This window comes from Kribbella sp. VKM Ac-2568, assembly GCF_004345365.1.
GTDB classification, from domain to species: domain Bacteria; phylum Actinomycetota; class Actinomycetes; order Propionibacteriales; family Kribbellaceae; genus Kribbella; species Kribbella orskensis.
In genome coordinates, this window is record NZ_SLVF01000001.1 from 545496 (window position 1) to 566435 (window position 20940).

Sequence of the window (20940 nt, forward strand, 5' to 3'; positions counted from 1 at the left end):
GAGGATGGATGAGTATCGCGGGCCACTGGAGCGCGATCAGGGATGCCTTGAGTGCTGTTCCCGGAGTCCACCGCCATCCCGTTTGCCGTCGACTACTCGGGATGCCTGCTGGCCGTCCGGGTGGACGGAACCGACGGTGTGCTCGACTGCTCCGACGACAGCCCTCCGTGGGTGTACTACGACAGCATCGACGACCTGCTCGCCCAGACCGTTCAGGGCCTGCGTGGTGAGCACGAGGAATACCGCTGCGAGCTGACCCCGGAGTACCTCCTGTGGATCAACCGGGACATCGAAGAGGAAGACCTCGGCTATCGGGTCTGATCCCGCCTGGGCTATCCCCGCAGTACGGCTTGGTGGAGGACCTCGGGGCGCATGAGCGGGCGGGGTGGCGTGGGGCAGTGGTGGAAGCGGACCAGGTCCGCGGTGTCGATGGTGACCTGGCCGAGCGGGGTGTTGCGGTGCTTGTCCACCCAGTCGATGAGGGGCTGAGGGTCTGGGACGTCGGTGGTGAAGTGGAGGAGGTTCAGGTACCAGATGTCGCGGCGGCCGTGGGGTTGTTCGAACCAGGCGTCCGGGCCGAGCTCGAAGGTCAACCGGTCCAGGAACAGATCGGCCTGCGGGTCCAGCGCGACCGCACACGCCATCACCGTGCCGGCGGTCAGGGTGAGCCCGGTGACCTCGATCTGGGTCGGCCCGGTCTGAGCGGCGGCCCGGTGCATGGCTGATTGGTAGCGCTGGATCACCGGCTCCGTGCGCTCGACCTCCGACCGGTAGGTCTCCAGCGCCCGGACCGTGAGATGGGCCGACCCCGCCTGACCGGTCTGCCAGTGATCCGGGCCTGCCAGGGCGGCTGCTTCTGCGGTGATCTCGTCGAGGCGGTGGATGAGGTCGGCGTCGGCGGGCGGTCGCAGTACGACGCTGACCGGCCAGCGGCCGCCCTCCACGGGCGGCGAGTCGCGCTGGTGGCGGCCGGCAGAGATCAGCGGCACTGCGGCGTCGAACAGCTGGTCGAACTTGGTCGGCTGGATGGTCGTTCCCCTCTCCGGTGACAGCGGGTACGACGCCCTCCCGGCGCGGCTGGTTCGGAGCGGGGCGGGTAACGGTGGTGGGGTGTGCAGCGATGGGGGTTGTGGGGGGAATGCCGACGCCCACAGAGCCGTCCCCCGTCGGCCGATGCCCGTCGGTGTTGGTCCTCCGGAATGCGCAAGGCTTGGAGGAACTGTGAGAAAGCTGCCCTACCTGCTCACCAGTGTCGTTTTGATAGTCCCAGTGCTGGTCGCCACCGCGGTCCCGACCGCGTCGGCCAGGCCCACCGTGGCCGCCGCATCGTCTGCCCCGTCCAAGATCCCCACCCTGCTGCGTGACAGCGCAAACCTGGCCGCCGCGGCCGCCAAGGCGAAGACCAGCCAGGCCGACCCGAAGGCTCGTTCGCTCGGCATCGACAGCAGCGGCCGTATCGGCGTCCAGCTGTACGCCGCCGCTCCCGTGACCGCGCAGCAGGAGGCCACCCTCACCTCGCTCGGGGTGTCGGTGCTGAAGAACACCGCCGACTTCAAGCCGGTGCCCGGTGCCGAACTGCCGGCGACCGGTCTGGTGTCGACCACGGTCCCGTACGACAAGCTCGACGCGGTCGCGGCACTCGGCTGGGTGACCGCCCTTCGACCGTCGCTGCGGCCGGCTGTGGACGTAGGTCCCATCACCGCCGAGGGAGTCCAGCTGCACAAGGCTGATGTAGCTCAGGCTCGCGGTCTGACCGGACGTGGTCAGAAGATCGGCGCGATCTCCGGCGACGTCGACCACCTCGCCGAGTCCGTTGCCCAGGGCGAGCTACCCGCCAACGTCCAGGTACTGCGCCAGGCGGAGTACGTCGACGACGAGGGCACCGCGATGCTCGAGATCATCCACGACATGGCCCCGCAGGCGAAGCTCGCCTACGCCAGCACCCGCGACACCACGGCGGAGTACGTCGAGGCGTTCCACGAGCTGGCCGCCGCGGGCGTCACGATGATCGCCGAGGACATCGCGCTGGACGACGACCCCGTGTTCCAGCAGGGCATCGGCGCCGCCACGGCCGAGGGTCTCGCCAAGCACGGCATCTGGGTCAGCTCGTCGGCCGGGAACCTCGGCAACCGGCACGCGCCACGGGTCACCGCGACCGGGACCGGCAGTGGGCCGGACGGTGCCGTCGGACCCTTCACCGGCTGCCCGAACGCGCCGGACAACGTGGTGAAGCTGCGCGGCGCGGACACGACGTACGACCTCAACCTGCTGCCGGGCGCCACCGTCATGCCGACGCTGCAGTGGAGCGAGCCGCGAGCGGTGTTCCCGACCGCGGGCCAGGGTGGATTCACCGACCTCAACCTGTACCTGGTGGACGCCACCGGGACCCGGTGCCTCGCGTCCAGCACCGCTGTCCAGGCGGACGGCGTGGGCGACACCATCGAGCAGTTCATCTACCAGAACACCACCGGGGTGGCGCAACCCGCCAAGCTCGTCGTCGACGTCCAGGGCACCTCGTCGGCGCGGAAGGCGCCGATCCTCGACCTGCGCTGGCGCGCGCTGTCGGCCGGAGTACAGACGATCGACCCGCCGGAACGCGACGGATCGATGAACCCGGACTCGAACTACCTGGGCTTCGCAACCAGTGCCGGCGCCGTCAACGCCAGCCTGTCCGTCGACCCGGCGACGATCGCGCTCGAGCCGTTCAGCGCGGCCGGGCCGACCCAGATCGTCACGACCACCCGCTGCCCGGGTGGCAAGCCCGGTCCGTGCCGCGGCGTCTCGGGCCCGCTGTCGCGGAGCTTCCCAGCGCCGTACTGGGTCGCGGCTGACGGGGTCTCGATCAGTGGCGTCGGTCCGTTCGGATCCGGCACCTGCCCGACCGCGGTACAGGGTCAGTGCCGCTTCTTCGGTACTTCGGCCTCGGCGCCCACCGCCGCCGGGGTGGCCGCCCTCACCAGGCAGGAGTTCGGCGGCCGCATCCACCCGGTGACTCTGAACGCGATCCTCGCCGCCCGATCCGTCGACCGCCCCGGAGCCGCCTTCGGCGCCGGCGTCCTTTCCGCCCGCTGATTCGACGTGAGTGCTCGCTCATTCGTGGATTCCGGTTGTCGGCAATCGGTTTTCGCCGTACGGGATCCACGAATGAGTGATCACTCACCTCGAAGGTGCCGGCGTGGTACGGCGTGGGTGGGGGATTAAGAAGGTGGAGTGGGGGAATTGAGAAGGGATTCAGTGGACGGGGTGCTGGACCGGTTCAGGGGGTGGCCGGTTGGATGGGGGGTATGACTACACGCTTCGGTTTGTTCGTGCCGCAGGGCTGGAAGATGGATCTCGCCGGGTTCAGTGACCCCGTCGAGCAGTGGGAGGCGATGACGGACGTCGCCAAGAAGGCCGACGAGGGGTCCTGGGACTCGATCTGGTTGTTCGACCACTTCCACACCGTGCCGGAGCCGAGCACGGAGAGCACGTTCGAGTGCTGGACCACCACCGCGGCGCTGGCGCGGGACACCAAGCGGGTGAACATCGGCCAGATGGTCGGCTGCAACGGCTACCGCAACCCCGCGCTGTACGCCAAGATCGCCTCCACCGTCGACGTGGCCAGCCACGGCCGCCTGTACGCCGGGATCGGCGCGGGGTGGTACGAGCACGAGTGGAAGGCCTACGGCTACGAGTGGCCGGAGCTGAAGGACCGGATGGGCGCGTTCCGCGAGGCCACCGAGATCATCTACAAGATGTGGACCGAGGACGAGCCGGTCTTCAAGGGCAAGTACTACTCGATCGACAAGCCGATCAACGAGCCGAAGGGTGTCCGCAAGCCGCACCCGAGCCTGTGGATCGGCGGCGGCGGCCCGAACGTCACGCTGAAGCTGGTCGCCAAGTATGGCGACGCGGCGAACATCGGCGGCGGCAACCCCGAGGTGATCAAGGAGAAGGCGGCCATCCTCAAGGGCCACTGCGAGACGATCGGGCGCGACTACGACGAGATCATCAAGTCGACCGGGATCAACGCATTCCCGATCGACAAGGGTGACGACCCGAAGAAGGCGACCGCGAAGGCGCTCGGGCCGATGAACTGGGAGAAGTTCAGCAACGACAACCTGATCGGCACCGAGGACGAGATCGCGGACAAGGTGGAGGCCGCCCTCGAGGCCGGCGCCGACTACGTCATCTTCTACGTCCCCGGCGTCGCCTACGACCTCGACCTGGTCACTCGCGTCGAGCAGGTGGCCAAGCGCTTCGCCTGACCCTCGGTGAGAACGTGTTGCCCTGACCCGGCTGATCCGGGTCGGGGCAACGGTTCTGTTCGCGGGTCATGACTGGAACCGGTCATGGCGGGTGTCCGCCAGCGGGATCGGTGGACCGTGGCCGGAGGCAACTGCCAGGGTCGGCAGCGATGGCCTCGCGCCCGTCGGGGCATCGGAAGGTGCCCCTGTGAGACCGTCACCCACCGCCGCCAGGCTGATCTCGGCTGTGACGGTCGGCGCCCTACTGGCGTCGACCGTCACCGCGGCCTTCGCGGCGAACCCCTCCACTGGTGGTGCCGACAACGGCACAAGCACCACCAGCCCCGCCCGGGCCACCCCGGGTGCCAGCACGCACCGCATCACGCTCGTCACCGGTGATGTCGCCGAGCTGACCGTGACCGCCGCCGGGCAGAGGTCAGCCCGGTTGGTGGACGGCGGCAACTACTACCTCGGCGACTTCGACGACGAACTCACCTTGGTTCCCGTCGCGGCGTACCCGATGCTGGTCGAGGACCGGCTGGACCGCCGCCTCTTCAACCTGACCCAACTGGTTGCGCAGGGCTACGACGACGCGAGTACTCCGAACCTCCCGATGTTGCTCACGGCCTCAGCCGCCACACGCAGTGCTCCACCAGCTCCGGCCGCCGCCACCCCACGCCTCACCCTGGCCAGCGTCGGCACGACTGCGGTGACCGTGCAGAAGTCCCGCGCAAAGGAGTTCTGGAACGGCGTCAAAGGCAACAACCTCCGGAGCAACGTCGGCAAGATCTGGCTCGACGGCCGCACTCACGCCACGCTCGACCACTCGACGAAACAGATCGGTGCCCAAGCCGCCTGGCAGGCCGGGTACGACGGCCGCGGCGTCAAGGTGGCCGTGCTCGACACCGGCTACGACCAGAACCACCCGGACTTGAAGAAGCAGGTCGTCGAGTCCGCGAGCTTCGTCCCCGACCAGGCGGTCCAGGACGAACACGGTCACGGCACTCACACCGCGTCGATCGTCGCGGGCCTCGGTACTGCGTCCGCCGGCCGGCGCAAGGGAGTCGCCCCGGGTGCACAACTGCTGATCGGCAAGGTCCTCGACAACAGCGGCAGCGGCCTCGACTCGGAGGCCATCGCGGGCATGGAGTGGGCGGTCCAGCAGGGCGCCAAGGTGATCAGCATGAGCCTCGGCGGCCTGCCGTCCGACGGCACCGACCCGATGAGTGAAGCGGTCGACCGCCTCTCCGCAACCAGCGACGCCCTCTTCGTTGTTGCCGCCGGCAACTCCGGGATGGAGGAGACGGTCGGCACTCCGGGCGCGGCCGAGGCGGCCTTGACTGTCGGCGCGGTGGATCGCGATGACAAGCTCGCGGCGTTCTCGAGCCGTGGACCGCGGCTCGGAGACGGCGCGCTGAAGCCCGAGGTGACCGCGCCCGGCGTCGAGATCGTCGCCGCCCGGGCGACCGGCACCGAGCAGGGTCATGAGGTCGGTGAGTACTACACCGCAATGAGCGGCACCTCGATGGCCACACCTCACGTGGCCGGCGCGGCCGCCATCCTCGCGCAGCGGCACCCGGAATGGACAGGCGAACAACTGAAGTCCGCGCTGGCGGCAACCGCTGTTCCGACCAAGGCCGCGACACCCGTCCAGCAGGGTCTCGGCCGGATCGACGTCCAGAAGGCGCTCGACCCGAAGGTCCTGCCGGACACCGCGAACCTCTTCTTCGGTGACACCTCCTGGACCGGCTCCGCACCCAAGCCGGTAGCCCGCAAGGTTGCCTATCGCAACAACTCCCGCTCCGTGGTGACACTGGACCTCAGCGTCGACGCGAAGTCGCCGGGCGGCGTGCACCCGGCGCTGCGAGTCAGCCCGGCCAGACTCACCATCGCCCCGGGCGGCAGCGCGTCCGTCACGGTCACCCTCGACCTGGCGAAGACCCAGCCGGCCAAGTACTCCGGCGAACTAGTCGCTCGCGACCGCGGTACGGCGTACCGGACCGGGCTCGGGTTCGCGGCGGGCGGCCGGCTGAACCAGGTGACCGTGAAGGCGATCGACCGCGACGGGAGGCCGGCGGCACCGACGGCTTTCGGTTACAGCGGGGTGCAGTTGTGGAACCTCGACACCGGTGACGTGAACGCGGTCATCTTCGACGAGAACGGCAGCCGCACCCTCGACGTGCCGACTGGGCGCTACAGCGTCATGGCGTTCGTGATGGGCGGCGACGAGATCGGGTGGACCGACTCGCTCTCTCTGCTCGGCGATCCGGACGGCCGGGTCACCGGGGATCGAACCTTCACCTTCGACGCGCGCAAGGCGAACAAGGTCACCGTCAAGACCCCGCAGCGCGCTGACACCAAGTCCGTGGGCATCGCCTGGCACCGCAAGATCGGCGACCGAGACGCCGTCTCCGGCTGGGGATTCGGCCGTGAGATCGCCGACCAGGTCTATGTGCAGGACTTCGGGACGGTGGCCGACGGCAACTTCCAGGTGGTTCAGCGCTGGGATCTTGCCCAGCCGAGGTTCACCGCCGACGTCTCCGGCCCCGCCGGCTTCCGTCTCCCGGCACTGGACGAAGGGTCCTTCCGAACCACCTACGTCGGCAACGAGAAGCTCGCCCTGGTCAATGGGGGTGACGGCACCCCCGCAGAGCTCCAAGCAGCGAAGGGCAAGGTCGCGCTGATCCGCTGGCGTGACCCTGACCAGACGCTCGGGCAGATCCAGGCGGCCAAGGATGCCGGCGCGAAGGTGGTCTTCCTCTACAACGAGCAGCCGGGCTTCTGGAGTGACGGCGCCGACATCGGCACCCCTGTCTACCTGCTCCGCGCGGCCCAGGGAGCCACCCTGCTCAAGCTCCTGAAGCAGCGCGAGGTGACCCTGCAGTTGACTGGTCTGCTGGACAGCACCTACAGGTATGACCTGGCCATCGGCCCGTCGGTCGTGAAGGGCCCGCTGACCTACGACTTCGCTCGGTTGCGACCTGCGGCTGTGACCACGAAGTACAACCGCAACGACGCCTGGTTCGGTCACATCGATCAGCGCACGGCACATCTTCCGGGGCTGGCCACCGGCCTGACCTCCACCCGCACGGTCAACGGACCGGTCGTCCGCACCGACTACCTTGCGAGCGACGTCGGCGGAGTCACCTGGGATGAGAAGACCGCGGCAGGCGAGTGGAACGAGTCCGGCTTCGAGTACAGCCTCGGACGCAGCTACCGGCCGAACGAGAAGGTAACCCGCGACTGGTGGAACTCGATCGCACGACCGGCGATCCCGGATGCCGGTGGCAGCGAGGCCGACGGACTCCCCGCGGCGCGGTTCGAGAATGCCCTGCGCGTGGCGATCCCGCAGTACGTGAACGGCGATCGCAGCATCTACGGCTGGAGTGACGCTCGGGGCGATCAGACCTGGCTGACGCTCAGCAGCAACGGTCAGACCCTGGGTAGCAAGGACTGGTCGGTGGCCCAGTTCCCGGTGCCCGCGAAGACGGCGTGGTACGACCTCACCCTGGACGTGAAGCGCGCCGACGACACCTGGGCGACAACCTCGACCGCGACGCACACCCAGTGGCACTTCAGCTCCGGTACTGCGAAGTCGCGCGCGGTTCTTCCGCTCGTTCAGGTGGACTACAAGCTCACCGGGAACACGCTGGAGCTGAGGCCCGGATACCAGCCCGGTGCCCGCGGCGTCGGCTGGTTCCACACCAAGGCCGAGTTGTCGTCGGATGGCGGCAAGACCTGGAAGCCGTTGGCGCTCAGGGGAATCGGCCGGCTGACGGCCAGGATCCCGGCGGTCAAGGGTGATGTGACGCTGCGGGTGACGGCGAAGGACCGGGCCGGGAACAGCGTCACCCAGACGATCGAGAAGCCTTGGGCGACAAACTGAAGATCCCTCAAGTAAGCGCTTGACCAGCGAAAGGGCGACGCCACGAAGCCGGGGGGAGAGGCTCCGTGGCGTCGCCAGCGGCGCGCCAAGGGAGGGGTGGGGGCAGGCGCGCCGGTCTTGTGCTCAGTTCCCGAGCAGACCTCCCCCGAGAACTCCGAGCAGACCCAGAGCGGACAGCAGGTTGCGGATCACCTGGTCGACCGCGGCGGTGCCACCGGTCTGGAAGGCGGTCACGCATTTCTGCAGCTGATCCTGGGTCGGGTGGGTGATGGTGACCTTCTTCAGCTCCGCCTGGCAGTAGGTCGACGCCTTGCTGAGCTCGGTCACCGTGCTGCCGACGGTGCCGACGATCAGGCCCGCGGCCGTCTGCAGGGTTGCGAGGCCAGGCTTCGGCGGAGTCGTCGGCGGCTTGCTGGTCGGCGGTTTCGAGGTGGGCGGCTGGTTCGTGCCCGGCTCGGTCGAGTTGGTCGTCGGCTTCGACGTCGGCGGCCGCTTGGTCGGGTCGGAGCCCGGCTTGCCGTTGCCTTGCTCGACCGGCTGCGGGGTCGGCCTGGCCTGGCCCGGGTAGGTGGGCAGGTCGACGGCCTGCGGCAGGTTGTTGTCCGCGGGGGCGTCGACGTCCGGGTCGCCGATCTGGTCGCCGGCCCGGTCCACGCCCTGGCCGTCGCTCTCGGTCCCGTTGCCGACGGCGATCCAGCTGCCGCCCGCGTAGGCCTTGGCGATGCTGACCACCAGGTCGACGTACGACTGGGAGTGGTTGTAGCGCAGGACCGCCTCGTTCAGGTCGCTCGCCTTGCTCAGGTTCGTCTTGCCGGAGCACAGGTAGACGGCGGTCGACATCGCCGCGTCGTCGATGTCCTGCGGGTTGCGGACGCCGTCGCCGTCGCCGTCGACACCCATCGAGCGCCAGGTGCCGGGGATGAACTGCATCGGGCCGACCGCGCGGTCGAAGGCGGAGTCGCCGTCGAACTTGCCCGCGTCGGTGTCGGTGATCCGGGCCGTGCTGGAGCCGTCGAGCCGCGGACCGTAGATGCCCGGCACGGCGACGCCGTCGCTGTTCAGCGCGTTACCGCCGAAGCGGCCGTGGTTCGACTCCACCCGCCCGATCGCGGCCACCAGCGTCCATGGGAGCTGGCAGGCCGCGTCGACCTCGGCGAGGACCTGCTGGGCTCGGGAGTAGGCCTTCAGCGCCGCGTTCGGGATGCCGTTGCGGGACAGTCCGGAGACCACCTGGGTCGGCTGCTCGCCCGGGTCGACGCCGTGGCCGACCACGCCGGGCACCGGCACGTTGGCCGGGTCCGCGATCGGGTCCTTCGGCACGACGACCCGGTCCTTCCCGGACAGCCCCTGCTCCAGCGCCGCTGTCGCGACGGCCGGGTCGTCCGTGGCGCTGACGGTGAATGCGCTCGCGAACAACGCCAGCGGAACGAGCGGCGCCACCTGACGCCACCCACTGCCGCTCAGGGCGCGACGCTTGCCCTTCGCCATCGATGATCCCCTCCGTGACTCATCGACCTGCCCCGCCCCACACTGCGGACACGTCTTGTCTTCGGTCCCGGCAACCGTCGTCTCTGATGGTCTAACGCCTGGTCCGTGCGTGGGTTACGGAGCGGCGCTGACAGTGCTCGGACGGTCACCGGGTACCCATACTGGCGCGTAACAACGTACCTGTGAACCCCCTGGACGCTCCTGACCGGCCGGATCGCGCGATGAGAGCAGCGGTCCCCGCCCACCTGGCGCTGTGGTCTGTCGGGGAGAATGGCGGCCGTGTCCGACCACACCGAGCTTTCCGCCAGCCTGTTCGCCCGCGCCTCCGCCGTCACCCCGGGTGGGGTGAATTCTCCGGTCCGCGCCTTCCGCGCGGTGGGTGGCACTCCGCGCTTCATGGCGTCAGGTGACGGATGTCACATCACCGATGTCGACGGCAACACCTATCTCGACCTGGTCTGCTCCTGGGGACCGATGTTGCTGGGCCACGCCCACCCCGAGGTGACGGCCGCCGTCCAGGCCGCGGTCAGCCGCGGTACGTCGTACGGGACTCCGACACAGGCCGAGGTGGAGCTGGGGGAGGAGATCGTCGCCCGGACCCCGGTGGAGAAGGTGCGGCTGGTGTCGTCCGGCACCGAGGCCACCATGTCCGCGCTGCGGCTGGCCCGCGGCGCGACCGGCCGGGCCAAGATCGTGAAGTTCGCCGGCTGCTACCACGGCCACGTGGACGCGCTCCTCGCGCAGGCGGGCTCCGGCGTGATCACCCTCGGCATCCCGGGCACTCCGGGCGTCACCGAGGCCACCACCGCCGACACGATCGTGCTGCCCTACAACGACCAGGCCGCGGTGACGGAGGCGTTCGCGCAGTACGGCGACCAGATCGCGGCAGTGATCACCGAGGCCTCGCCGGGCAACATGGGCGTGGTTCCGCCGGTCGACAACTTCAACGCCTTCCTGGCCAGGACTTGCAAGGACAACGGCGCGCTGTTCATCTCCGACGAGGTGATGACCGGGTTCCGGATCACCAAGTCCGGTTGGTACGGCGTCGACGGGGTGACGCCGGATCTGATGACCTTCGGCAAGGTGATGGGCGGCGGCTTCCCGGCGGCGGCGTTCGGCGGCCGGGCCGACCTGATGTCCCACCTGGCCCCGGAGGGCTCGGTCTACCAGGCGGGCACGCTGTCGGGGAACCCGATCGCCACCACGGCCGGGCTGACCACGCTGCGGCTGGCGACGGACGAGGTCTATGCCCGCCTCGACCAGACCTCGGCGACGATCCAGCGGCTGGTCGCGACGGCACTGGAGAAGGAAGGTGTGCCCTATGTCATCCAGGCCGCCGGGAACCTCTTCAGCGTCTTCTTCGTGGAGTCCTCGGAGGCTCCGGTGACAGGAGCACAGCAGATCCGGGACTTCGCCGGGGCGAGCGCCCAGGTGCTGCCCAGGTTCGCCGCGTTCTTCCATGCCATGCTGGACGCCGGCGTCTACCTGCCGCCGAGTGCCTTCGAAGCCTGGTTCGTGAGCGCCGCCATCGACGACGACGCGCTGGCCAAGCTCGAGACCGCACTGACCACCGCTGCTCGCGCGGCAGCGGCTGTCGAGAACTGAAGGGATCGGCTCGGTGACCGAAACGACGGTCGTGCACCTGATGCGTCACGGCGAGGTGTACAACCCGACCGGTGTGCTCTACGGCCGGATCCCCGACTACCACCTGTCCGAGCTCGGCCGGAAGATGGCCGAGCGGGTGGCCGAGCACGTGGCCGGGCGGGACATCGTGCACCTGGTCAGCTCGCCGCTGGAGCGGGCCCAGGAGACGATGGAGCCGATCGCCGCCACCTTCGGCCTGACGCCCGCCATCGACGAGCGGGTGATCGAGGCGGCGAACCTGTTCGAGGGCAAGAAGTTCGGTGTCGGCGACGGCGCGCTGCGCAACCCGAGCGCCTGGTGGTTGCTGCGCAACCCGGTCAAGCCGTCCTGGGGTGAGCCGTACCAGCAGATCGTCCGGCGGATGCGGGACGCGATCGAGACCGCCCGGCAGAAGGCTGCCGGGCACGAGGCGCTGATCGTGTCCCACCAGTTGCCGATCTGGATCGTCAGGAGCGCCATCGAGGGCCGCCGGCTGCCGCACGATCCGCGCAAGCGGCAGTGCAGCCTGGCCAGCCTGACCTCGTTCACCTTCCACGGTGAGTCGATCGTGTCGGTCGGCTACGCCGAACCCGCGAAGGACCTGCTGCCGGTGAAGAACCCGAAGAAATTCGTCGGCGGCGCGTGATGCTGTCCCGCTCTCGCTCCCGCCGCGCCCAGTTCCGTCGTACCCAGTTCCGTCGTACTCCGCTCCTGGTCGCCGCGGTGTTGCTCGCCGCGACGGCCTGCAGCTCTGGGCAGCAGGCGAGTGAGAACCGCGACGGCCAGACCGGGTTCGTCAGTGACTCCGGCCGGGTCTCGACGTTCGCGGCGGACCAGCGCAAGCCGGCTCCGGTGCTGGCGGGGCAGACCCTGGACGGCAAGGAGTGGAAGCTCGCGGACCAGCGCGGCAAGGTCGTCGTGATGAACGTCTGGGGTTCCTGGTGCCCGCCGTGCCGGGCCGAGGCGCCCGACCTGGTCGCCGCGTCGAAGGAGCTGGGGTCGTCGGTGCAGTTCATCGGGCTGAACACCCGCGACCTGGATCAGGCGCCGGCCCGGAAGTTCGTCGAGGCGTTCGGCGTCACCTTCCCGAGCATCTTCGACCCCAACGGCAAGCAGTTGCTGAACTTCCGCGGTCAGATCAACCCGTCCGCGATCCCGAGCACGCTGGTGATCGACAAGGACGGCAAGGTGGCGGCGCGGGTGCTGGGGCCGGTCACCAAGCAAACGCTGCTCGGTATGGTGAAGGACGCTGGTTGACCAGTGGGTGAGTGGTTCGCCCAGTCGATGACGGGCTCGATGCTGGTGGCACTGCCGATCGCGGTGCTCGCCGGTGCGATCTCGTTCTTCTCGCCGTGCGTGGTGCCGCTGCTGCCCGGTTACCTCTCCTACGTGACCGGGCTGTCCGCCGCCGAGCTGGGGTCGGAACGCCGCGGCCGGATGGTGGCCGGCACCGGGCTGTTCGTCGCGGGATTCTCCGCCGTCTTCATCCTCACGGGTGTCTTGTTCGGTGCCGTCGGCAACGCCCTGCTCGACCACCAGACGCTGATCACCAAGATCCTCGGTGGTGCGACGATCGTGCTCGGGCTCGTCTTCCTGGGCGGGTTCGGTTTCCTGCAGCGCGATCTGCGGGTGCACCGGGTGCCCGCCGTCGGAATCGCGGCCGCGCCGCTGCTCGGCGTACTGTTCGGCTTCGGCTGGACTCCCTGCATCGGGCCGACCCTCGGTACCGTGATGACGCTGGCGGCGACCGAGGGCAGTACGGCGCGAGGTGCGGCGCTGGCACTGGTGTTCAGTCTCGGGCTGGGCATCCCGTTCATCGTGGCGGCGCTCGCGTTCCGCCGGATGCTCGGCGCCGTCGCCTGGGTGCGCAAGCACCAGTTGATGGTGATCCGGATCGGCGGCGTGCTGATGATCGTCGTGGGGCTACTGCTCTTGACAGGGGTATGGGATTCGATGACCGCCGATCTCAGGCAATGGGTCGCCAACTTCGGGTCGGCGGTGTGAGATGACGGACGTCAAGGACCGGATCGAGACGCCGACGCCGCCGCCGGACCTGCCGAAGCTGGGGCTGATCGGCTGGTTGCGCTGGACCTGGCGGCAGCTGACCTCGATGAAGACGGCACTCGTGCTGCTCTTCCTGCTCGCGCTCGGGGCGGTGCCGGGTTCGCTGATCCCGCAGACCGCGATCGACCCGGTCAAGGTGTCGGACTTCTTCGAGGCACACCCGAAGCTCGGTCCCTTCTACGACAAGCTCGGGCTCTTCGACGTCTACAAGTCGCCTTGGTTCTCCGCGATCTACCTGCTGCTGTTCATCTCGCTGATCGGCTGCGTGGTGCCCCGGCTGCAGGTCTACCTGAAGGCCCTGCGCGCCCGGCCGCCGAAGCCGCCGCGCAACCTGAACCGCCTGCCCGGGTACCAGCAGTTCGAGCCGGGGGTCGACGACGACGTACTGGACCTGGCCGCCAAGGAGCTCCGCCGCCGTCGCTTCCGGGTCGAGTCGTACGACGGTGCGATCGCGGCCGAGCGCGGGTATCTGCGCGAAGCCGGCAACCTGCTCTTCCACTTCTCCCTGATCCTGGCGCTGATCGGGGCCGCTTGGGGTGCGCTGTTCGGGTACCGCGGCACCGTGCTGGTTGTCGTCGGCAACGGATTCTCGAACTCGGTGGCGCAGTACGACGACTTCAGCCCGGGCCGGATCTTCACGCCGGACGACCTGCCGCCGTTCTCGCTGACGGTGAAGGACTTCACCGCGAAGTTCCAGACCGACGGTCCGCAGCGCGGCGCCGCCCGCGAGTTCAACGCGAACATCACCTACCAGGAGACGCCGGACTCGCCGGAGAAGTCGTACGACCTGCGGGTCAACCACCCGCTGCAGGTGGACGGCAGCAACGTGCACCTGCTCGGCCACGGGTACGCGCCGCGGGTGACCGTGCGCGACGGCAAGGGTCAGGTCGCGTTCTCCGGGCCGGCGCCGTTCCTGCCGCAGGACAGCAACTTCTCCTCGTTCGGCGTGATCAAGGCCCCGGACGCGCGGCCCGAGCAGCTCGGCTTCGAGGGCTTCTTCCTGCCCACCGCGGTGATCGACCAGCGCGGGCCGATCTCGGTCTTCCCCGACTCGCTGAACCCGGCGCTGGTGATGACCGCGTACTACGGCCGCCCGTCGCAGGAGACCGGCAAGCCGCAGTCGGTGTACCAGCTGGACAAGACCAAGCTGACCCAGTTCGACAACGGCAGCGGGGACAAGCTGCGGTTCCAGCTCGCCCCGGGGCAGAGCATCACCCTGCCGGACGGGCGGGGTTCGCTCACCTTCGACTCCTACGACCGCTGGGTGAAGCTGCAGATCAGCCACACCCCAGGCCTGGACCTCGCGCTGGCCGGGATCCTGCTGGCCATCCTCGGCCTGATGGGCTCGCTGTTCATCCACCCGCGGCGTACCTGGGTGCGGGTCCGGACGCAGGACGGGCGTACCGTGGTCGAGGTGGCCGGACTCGACCGGGGACCCGAGCGCGGCCTCGGTGACGAACTCCAGGCCATCGCACAAGCTTTGCAGCACCCTGAATCCAAGAAGCCGGACGAACCGACGAAGCAGGAGCAGCCATGAGCCCGGAGGCCTTCGCGCACGTCTCCAACCTGGTCATCCCGACTGCCACGGTGATCTACGCGCTGGCGATGATGTCGCACGCGCTCGAGTGGGCGATGGGCCGCGCCGTCACGGCGACCGCCGCCGCGGAGCAGCCGGCCGAAGTACTGGTGGCTTCGAGCGCTGCCGGCACGCAGGACGTCGCAGTACCGGCTGCTGCCGGCGCGACTGCTGCGGGATCCTCCGCGGGATCTTCTGCAGGTGAAGGTGGGTCGGCGCGGGCGGAGGCGGCCAGCCGGATCGGGCTGATGCTCACCTGGCTCGCCTTCGTACTGCACCTGGTCGGCGTCGTCACCCGTGGTCTCGCGGCTGAGCGGGTGCCGTGGGGCAACATGTACGAGTTCTCCATCACCGCCTCGCTGGCCGTCGCTGCGGTCTACCTGCTCTTCGTGCACCGCTACAAGCTGCAGTGGCTCGGCCTCGGCGTCACCCTGGTGGTCGCCGCCGTGCTCGGCCTGGCGACGCTGGCGCTCTACACTCCGGCCGGACCGCTGGTGCCGGCGCTGCACTCGTACTGGCTCGTCATCCACGTGTCCGCCGCGGCGATCTCCGGAGGCGCGTTCACCATCGGCGGGCTGGTCTCGATCCTCTACCTGGTCAAGGCCCGCGCCGAGCGCCGGGTCCTTGCCGGCGGCACCATGTCCCCGTCGCTGAAGCGGCTCCCGAGCGCCGAGGCGATGGACGGTACGGCGTACAAGGTGCTGGCGTTCGCCTTCCCGCTGTGGACCTTCGGCGTCCTGGTGGCCGGGCCGATCTGGGCCGAGTACGCCTGGGGCCGCTACTGGGGCTGGGACCCCAAGGAGGTCTGGTCGCTGGTCACCTGGGTCGTGTACGCCGCGTACCTGCACGCGCGGGCGACCGCGGGCTGGCGGGGACGCCGGGCGGCCACGATCGCGATCGTCGGCTGGTTCGTCTTCATCTTCAACTTCGTGGGCGTGAACCTGCTGGTGTCGGGCCTGCACTCCTACGCCGGGGTCTGACATGAAGGAATTCGCCATCTACACCGGCCTGCGGCTGGCGTTGTTCGCGGCCTGTTTCGCGGTGCTGTGGTTCGCGCTGAACAACTGGCTGACCCTCTTCCCGCTGCTGCTGGTCGCGCTGATCGTGTCGTCGATCCTGTCGATCTTCGTCCTGCGCGCCGCCCGCGACCGGCTGGCCGGCACCATCGAGCAGCGCGCCGGCCGGATCAGCGAGCGGATCGAGCAGTCCCGTCGCGCCGAGGACGACGACTGAGTACTGCGTTCCACCCGGCCACCGACAGCACCTGCTCCTCGAGCAGGTGCTGTCGTCGTTCTGGCTGAGCCTGAAATCGGCATACCAGCCGGTCAACTGGTACAGAGAGTGACCTAGGCCACTGCGGGATTTCTCCGAAAATCGTTTGTGCGGGCCTTCACCTGAGTCGTAGTGTGGTTGATGAAACGAAACCGTTTCGTTCTATCAGCTACCAATTGCTAACTCAGGGTGATCAGCAAACCATGACAGATGTCGCCACCGGTGCCACCGAGACCGGACCGCGCCAGCGGCCGCGGGTGGAAGGCGGGCGCGAGGAGGAGATCCTCGACGCGACCGTCGAGGTCGTCGCCGAGCTCGGCTACGACCGGTTGACCATGGACGCGGTGGCGACGGCCGCCAAGGCCAGCAAGGCGACCCTGTACCGGCGCTGGTCCACCAAGGCGGAACTGGTGGTGGACGCGATCAGCCGTGCCAAGGGCTGCCCGGTGCCCGACGACGTCGACACCGGCTCACTGCGGGGCGACCTGATCGCGTTGTCTTGCGACGACGGCGGGTTCACCTCGGAGATGCCGATGTCGGTGATCGCCGGCCTGCTGACCGCGCTGCACCGCGACGCGGACCTGCAGCGGGCGTTCCGGGAGCGCTTCCTCGCGCCCCGGATCAACGTGGTGAACCGGATCTATGCCCGCGCCGTACAGCGTGGCGAGATCGCTGCCGACGTGGACATCGAGCTGCTCTCGACGACGCTGCCGGCCGTGATCATCCACCATGCCTTCATCCTCGGCATCGAGCCGACCGACGAGCTGATCCTGCGAGTGATCGACAACGTGATTCTGCCTGCGGCGCGGGGGTCGCAGGCGCGCTGACCGGTGAGGGGCCTCAGTCAGCGACCAACAAGCCAGTAATACCCAAGAGGGGATAGTCCAGCATGTCTGAAGACGTCATCAAGGCCGATCCGCCGGACCCGCGGCGGGTCGACAAGGCGGCTGACGCAGGAGCCGAACCGTCGGCCCACGGTCACCGCAACCTCGGCATCGCGCTCGCGCTGATCAGCATGGCGCAGCTGATGGTGGTGCTCGACGGAACCATCGTCAACATCGCGTTGCCGCACATCCAGACCGACCTCGGCTTCACCAACGCCTCGCTGCCGTGGGTGGTCAACGCCTACGCGCTGGCCTTCGGTGGTCTGCTGCTGCTCGGTGGCCGGATGGGGGACATCCTCGGCCGCCGCAAGGTGTTCATCTTCGGTGTCGTGCTGTTCGGCGTCGCGTCCTTCCTGGGCGGTATCGCGCAGAGCGAGACGATGCTGCTCGCCAGCCGGATCCTGCAGGGTGTCGCGGCCGCGGCGGCCTCGCCGAACGCGCTCGCCCTGATCACCACCACCTTCCCGGCCGGCAAGGAGCGCAACCGCGCGATGGGCGTGTACGCCGCGATGTCGGGTGCGGGTGCCGCCGTCGGTCTGATCCTGGGTGGGGCGCTGACCGAGGCGTCCTGGCGCTGGACCTTCTTCATCAACACCCCGATCGGCCTGATCGTGGCCGTGCTGGCGCTCCGTTACCTCGGTGAGTCGGCCCGCCAGACCGGCAAGTTCGACCTGCCGGGCGCGATCACCGGAACCGTCGGTCTGACCTCGCTGGTCTACGGTCTGACCCACGCCGCGCAGAGCAGCTGGAGCGACGCCACCACGGTCGCGTTCATCGCGGCCGGAGTGGTCCTGATCGCGGTCTTCCTCATCATCGAGGCCCGCTCGCGGCACGCGCTGATGCCGTTCCGGATCCTCGCCAACCGCACCCGCGGGGTCAGCTTCTTCGTGATGCTGATCGTCGGCGCCGCGATGTTCTCGATGTTCTACTTCCTGGGCATCTTCATCCAGAACGTCATGGGCTACAGCGCGCTGAAGACGGGCTTCGCCTTCCTGCCGTTCAGCTTCGGTATCGTCGTCGCCGCGCAGGTCGCGTCGACCCTGATCGCCCGGCTCGACCCGCGCTGGATCGCCGGCGCCGGGACGTTGCTGGCCGCGGGCGGCATGTTCGGCTTCAGCCAGCTGGAGGTGGACTCGACCTACTTCACCCACCTGCTGCCGTACATCCTGCTGCTGTCCTTCGGCATGGGCCTGATCTTCGTGCCGCTCACCCTGACCGCGGTCAGCGGTGTCGCCAACGAGGACTCGGGCGTCGGCTCCGCAGTACTGAACACGGTGCAGCAGATCGGTGGCGCGATCGGCCTGGCACTGCTCGGCACGGTCTCCACCACCGCGATCAAGGACAAGTTCACCGAGCTCGCACCGGGCATCGCCAAGGCCGCACAGTCCGGCAGCTCGCCTGACCAGGTGAAGCAGTTGCAGGCACAGGCGGAAGGCATCGCCACCACGCACGGCTTCACAGTCGCGTTCATGGTGTCGGCCTTCATCATCCTGGGCGCCGCAGTGGTCACCCTGGTCGGTCTGTCGGTCAAGCATGAGGACCTGGCCAACGACGGGCAGCCGGTCCACGTCGGCTGACCCGCCCCAAACGCGAGGGGCCGCATCCCGGGAGGGGGAATGCGGCCCCTCGTCTTGTACTACGCCCCCGCCGCTCTTCTAGCCGACAGCCTGCTCGGCCAGACGAAGCTTGGTTCTTCGGGTGGTGGGTCAGTCCGTCAGGGGTTTGCGCATGACGAGCTCGCGGTGGATTCCGTCGGGCATCAGGTCTCCGGGTTCGTCGGTGTCGGTGAAACCGGCGCGCAGGTAGAGGTTGTGGGCCTTTTCGTTGCCGGCGACAACCGAAAGCTTCAGGACCTGGGCGTCGGCCTCGCGGGCCCACTGCTCGACCTGGGCCATCAGCTGGTCGCCGATACCCCGGCCGCGGCCGTCCGGGGCGATCCACATCGAGACGAGCTCGACGACACCGTCCTCCTCGGCCCGCAGGCCGCTCGCCATCCCGACCGGCCGGCCGTCGAGCTCGGCGACCACGTTGCGGGATCCGGGCAGCTCCAGCCGGGCTCGCCAGCGGTCCTCCTCGGCGTCCACCCAGTCCGACAACTGCGACCCGAACGCGTACGGCGCCTCCTCCAATGCCGCCAGCCGCAGCGCCCGCCAGACCTGCCAATCATCCGAAGTCAGTTCACGAAGTTCGATCACCCCGCCCACCCTTCCAGACCACCCGCGCCCCTCCCGCCCCACCAGCCGACCTTTTCAAACCTCGAAGGTGGGCGTGGACAGGTAAGTCATCGGGTCAGCGTGGGGGGAACTTGGAGGAGACCCATTCGCGGACTCCGCCCAGGCCCTCGCTCATGTCGCGGAGGAACTTGGCGAGGGGGTCCTGGGAGCGGTTGAAGGCTTCGGAGTACGACTTGGCCGCGTTCTTCGCCTCCTGGGACATCGAGGCGTTCTTGTCGTCCTGGCGCTTGGGGTAGGTGCCGGAGACGATCGCGGTGTAGTCGCCCTCGTCCACCCAGTGCCGCAGCTCGGAGGCGCGGATCACGGCGAACGGGTGGGTCTGGGCCTCGAGCAGCAGCAGCTTGAGCACGCTGTCGCGCAGGTCGCCGGCGCTCTCGTACTCCTTGCCCTGGGCGAGGAAGGCGGTCGTGTCCAGCTCACCGAGCTGTCCGCCGCTGGCCAGCTTCATCTGCACCCGCAGGGCGACCGCCGGGTCCTGGGCCGCGAGCAGGCCGGCCCGGTCGCCGGACAGCTCCGCCTTGCGGGACCACTCGTGCAGTGCGGCGATGATCGCGCGCAAGCCGAGGGCGCCGATCGGCATCCAGTTCAGCGCGCCGGTGAGCCGCATCAGCCAGAACAGCAGTGACTGGTAGAGCGCGTGACCGCTCTGCGCGTGGCCGAGCTCGTGGCCGAGGATGAACCGGGTCTCCTCGTCGTCCAGTCCCTGCAGCAGGGCGCTGTTGACGACGATGAACGGCTTGTCCATGCCGATGGTGACCGCGTTCCAGACCGGGCTGTTGGTGACGTACAGCTCGGGCAGCTCGCGGACGTCCAGGGTGCTGCCGGCCTCGGTGTAGAGCCGGTGGACCTTGGGGAACTGCCGCTCGTCGACCCGGATCGCGGAACCGAGGTACTGCAGCCGGAAGGCCCGCTCGTTGATCAGCCCGGACATCTTGCGCAGCACGAAGTCGAAGCCCTTGAGCTGCCGCAACGCCACCAGGGCGCCCCGGTCCGCCGGGTGCTCCCAGGCCCGGGAGCTGATGTCGGTGAGCGTGGCCCGGCGCCGGGTCGGCCGCTCGTCGTTCTCGGTCATCGTTCCCCCACAGGTCGGCGTGTAGACCCCAACGTAGCTCGCCGCGGGGTCCGGCGGATTGGTCGACTTTGATCGATCTAGTGGCTTTTCGGCACCTCCACCTGGGCGGAGTACCCGGGCCCGGCGACCTACAGCCGGATCCGCGACTGCTGACCGCGGCCTACCGCCCGCGGCTCCCGACCTGACCGACCTGACCGGCCGGTCCGGCGGGAGCCACGGGCCTCCGCGGCCACAGCAGTGCGGCGGCGGCCAGGCCGGGGAGCCAGCCGACCGGGATCGAGTACCAGCCGAGGTCCAGGTTGAAGGCGCCGACCATGGCTGCCCAGCTCAGCGCAGTACCCCAGAACCAGTACCAGATGCCGTTGCCCAGCCCGGGTCGTCCGGACCGATGAGCCCGGGTCGATCCGACGACGGCCAGCGTCAGGCTCGCGGGCAGTGCGGCGGCGGCAGCGAGCAACCCCAGGATCACCAGCAGGACCGCCTGCTCGACCGCCGACAGATGCATCTCGAACCCCAGCGGAATCATGACTCGATCCAACCGGCCGGGCCATTGGTTGCAGAGAGTAGGAATACTCATTAACACCTTGCTGTCCCTAGGGCACGGGACCAGCAGAC

18 protein-coding genes are annotated in these 20940 nt (G+C 68.8%); 13 read left to right on the forward strand and 5 right to left on the reverse strand.

The annotated features are described in order from the left end of the window. The first annotated feature begins 51 nt into the window (after positions 1–51). Positions 52–321: a hypothetical protein gene (locus EV648_RS02585; protein WP_132284590.1), complete on the forward strand. Its 270-nt coding sequence runs from the start codon at positions 52–54 to the stop codon at positions 319–321. Between the two features lie 11 nt (positions 322–332). Here EV648_RS02585 and EV648_RS02590 read toward each other — a convergent pair whose 3' ends face one another. Next, positions 333–989, reverse strand: coding sequence for a hypothetical protein (locus EV648_RS02590; protein WP_132284592.1), 657 nt, complete (start codon positions 987–989; stop codon positions 333–335). 232 nt (positions 990–1221) lie between these two features. Here EV648_RS02590 and EV648_RS02595 point away from each other — a divergent pair, with 232 nt between their 5' ends. From EV648_RS02595 to EV648_RS02605, 3 genes are all read left to right on the forward strand, one after another. Next, positions 1222–3072 (forward strand): S8 family serine peptidase, encoded by a 1851-nt coding sequence (locus EV648_RS02595; RefSeq protein ID WP_132284594.1) that lies wholly within the window; start codon positions 1222–1224, stop codon positions 3070–3072. A 212-nt stretch (positions 3073–3284) separates the two neighbouring features. Further along, positions 3285–4247, forward strand: coding sequence for an LLM class F420-dependent oxidoreductase (locus tag EV648_RS02600; protein ID WP_132189706.1), 963 nt, complete (start codon positions 3285–3287; stop codon positions 4245–4247). A 187-nt stretch (positions 4248–4434) separates the two neighbouring features. Next, on the forward strand, positions 4435–8112 hold the full coding sequence (locus EV648_RS02605; protein WP_132284596.1) for a S8 family serine peptidase: 3678 nt from the start codon (positions 4435–4437) through the stop codon (positions 8110–8112). Between the two features lie 123 nt (positions 8113–8235). Here the strand turns inward: EV648_RS02605 and EV648_RS02610 are convergent, their stop codons facing one another. After that, positions 8236–9600, reverse strand: a complete 1365-nt coding sequence (locus EV648_RS02610; RefSeq protein ID WP_132284598.1) for a lytic murein transglycosylase — start codon at positions 9598–9600, stop codon at positions 8236–8238. A 270-nt stretch (positions 9601–9870) separates the two neighbouring features. Between EV648_RS02610 and hemL the strand changes: the two genes are divergently transcribed. The 9 genes from hemL (at position 9871) to EV648_RS02655 (ending at position 18596) form a co-directional block, all read left to right on the forward strand. Continuing rightward, positions 9871–11205, forward strand: a complete 1335-nt coding sequence (gene hemL / locus EV648_RS02615; RefSeq protein ID WP_132284600.1) for a glutamate-1-semialdehyde 2,1-aminomutase — start codon at positions 9871–9873, stop codon at positions 11203–11205. 13 nt (positions 11206–11218) lie between these two features. Continuing rightward, a complete protein-coding gene (locus EV648_RS02620; RefSeq protein WP_132284602.1) occupies positions 11219–11869 on the forward strand; it encodes a histidine phosphatase family protein in 651 nt (216 codons plus the stop codon). Then, on the forward strand, positions 11869–12480 hold the full coding sequence (locus EV648_RS02625) for a TlpA disulfide reductase family protein (protein ID WP_132284604.1): 612 nt from the start codon (positions 11869–11871) through the stop codon (positions 12478–12480). The genes EV648_RS02620 and EV648_RS02625 overlap by 1 nt, the downstream gene beginning before the upstream one ends. 3 nt (positions 12481–12483) lie before the next feature. Beyond that, positions 12484–13227 (forward strand): cytochrome c biogenesis CcdA family protein, encoded by a 744-nt coding sequence (locus tag EV648_RS02630; protein ID WP_132189712.1) that lies wholly within the window; start codon positions 12484–12486, stop codon positions 13225–13227. A 1-nt stretch (position 13228) separates the two neighbouring features. After that, positions 13229–14824, forward strand: coding sequence for a cytochrome c biogenesis protein ResB (locus tag EV648_RS02635; protein WP_132284606.1), 1596 nt, complete (start codon positions 13229–13231; stop codon positions 14822–14824). Next, complete coding sequence (gene ccsB, locus EV648_RS02640; protein WP_132284608.1) at positions 14821–15843, forward strand: c-type cytochrome biogenesis protein CcsB; 1023 nt, start codon at positions 14821–14823, stop codon at positions 15841–15843. The genes EV648_RS02635 and ccsB overlap by 4 nt, the downstream gene beginning before the upstream one ends. A 1-nt stretch (position 15844) precedes the next feature. Further along, the gene (locus tag EV648_RS02645; protein WP_132189715.1) at positions 15845–16096 is read left to right on the forward strand and encodes a DUF4229 domain-containing protein; all 252 of its coding nucleotides are present in this window, start codon (positions 15845–15847) and stop codon (positions 16094–16096) included. A gap of 242 nt (positions 16097–16338) precedes the next feature. Next, a complete protein-coding gene (locus tag EV648_RS02650; protein WP_132284610.1) occupies positions 16339–16962 on the forward strand; it encodes a TetR/AcrR family transcriptional regulator in 624 nt (207 codons plus the stop codon). 62 nt (positions 16963–17024) lie between these two features. Further along, complete coding sequence (locus EV648_RS02655) at positions 17025–18596, forward strand: MFS transporter (protein WP_132284612.1); 1572 nt, start codon at positions 17025–17027, stop codon at positions 18594–18596. Between the two features lie 129 nt (positions 18597–18725). Here EV648_RS02655 and EV648_RS02660 read toward each other — a convergent pair whose 3' ends face one another. The 3 genes from EV648_RS02660 to EV648_RS02670 all read right to left on the reverse strand — a co-directional run bounded on the left by EV648_RS02660 (position 18726) and on the right by EV648_RS02670 (position 20851). Beyond that, positions 18726–19214 (reverse strand): GNAT family N-acetyltransferase, encoded by a 489-nt coding sequence (locus EV648_RS02660; protein ID WP_132284614.1) that lies wholly within the window; start codon positions 19212–19214, stop codon positions 18726–18728. A 94-nt stretch (positions 19215–19308) separates the two neighbouring features. Beyond that, positions 19309–20325, reverse strand: coding sequence for a M48 family metallopeptidase (locus tag EV648_RS02665; RefSeq protein ID WP_132284616.1), 1017 nt, complete (start codon positions 20323–20325; stop codon positions 19309–19311). Between the two features lie 160 nt (positions 20326–20485). Then, positions 20486–20851, reverse strand: coding sequence for a hypothetical protein (locus EV648_RS02670; protein ID WP_132284618.1), 366 nt, complete (start codon positions 20849–20851; stop codon positions 20486–20488). Positions 20852–20940: the final 89 nt, after the last annotated feature.

Coding starts and splice junctions, on each gene's coding strand:
- EV648_RS02610 (WP_132284598.1), bottom strand. CDS start 9,600: ATGGCGAAGGGCAAGCGTCGCGCCCTGAGCGGCAGTGGGTGGCGTCAG.
- EV648_RS02600 (WP_132189706.1), top strand. CDS start 3,285: ATGACTACACGCTTCGGTTTGTTCGTGCCGCAGGGCTGGAAGATGGAT.
- EV648_RS02645 (WP_132189715.1), top strand. CDS start 15,845: ATGAAGGAATTCGCCATCTACACCGGCCTGCGGCTGGCGTTGTTCGCG.
- EV648_RS02635 (WP_132284606.1), top strand. CDS start 13,229: ATGACGGACGTCAAGGACCGGATCGAGACGCCGACGCCGCCGCCGGAC.
- EV648_RS02625 (WP_132284604.1), top strand. CDS start 11,869: ATGCTGTCCCGCTCTCGCTCCCGCCGCGCCCAGTTCCGTCGTACCCAG.
- EV648_RS02650 (WP_132284610.1), top strand. CDS start 16,339: ATGACAGATGTCGCCACCGGTGCCACCGAGACCGGACCGCGCCAGCGG.
- ccsB (WP_132284608.1), top strand. CDS start 14,821: ATGAGCCCGGAGGCCTTCGCGCACGTCTCCAACCTGGTCATCCCGACT.
- hemL (WP_132284600.1), top strand. CDS start 9,871: ATGGCGGCCGTGTCCGACCACACCGAGCTTTCCGCCAGCCTGTTCGCC.
- EV648_RS02670 (WP_132284618.1), bottom strand. CDS start 20,851: ATGATTCCGCTGGGGTTCGAGATGCATCTGTCGGCGGTCGAGCAGGCG.
- EV648_RS02655 (WP_132284612.1), top strand. CDS start 17,025: ATGTCTGAAGACGTCATCAAGGCCGATCCGCCGGACCCGCGGCGGGTC.
- EV648_RS02665 (WP_132284616.1), bottom strand. CDS start 20,325: ATGACCGAGAACGACGAGCGGCCGACCCGGCGCCGGGCCACGCTCACC.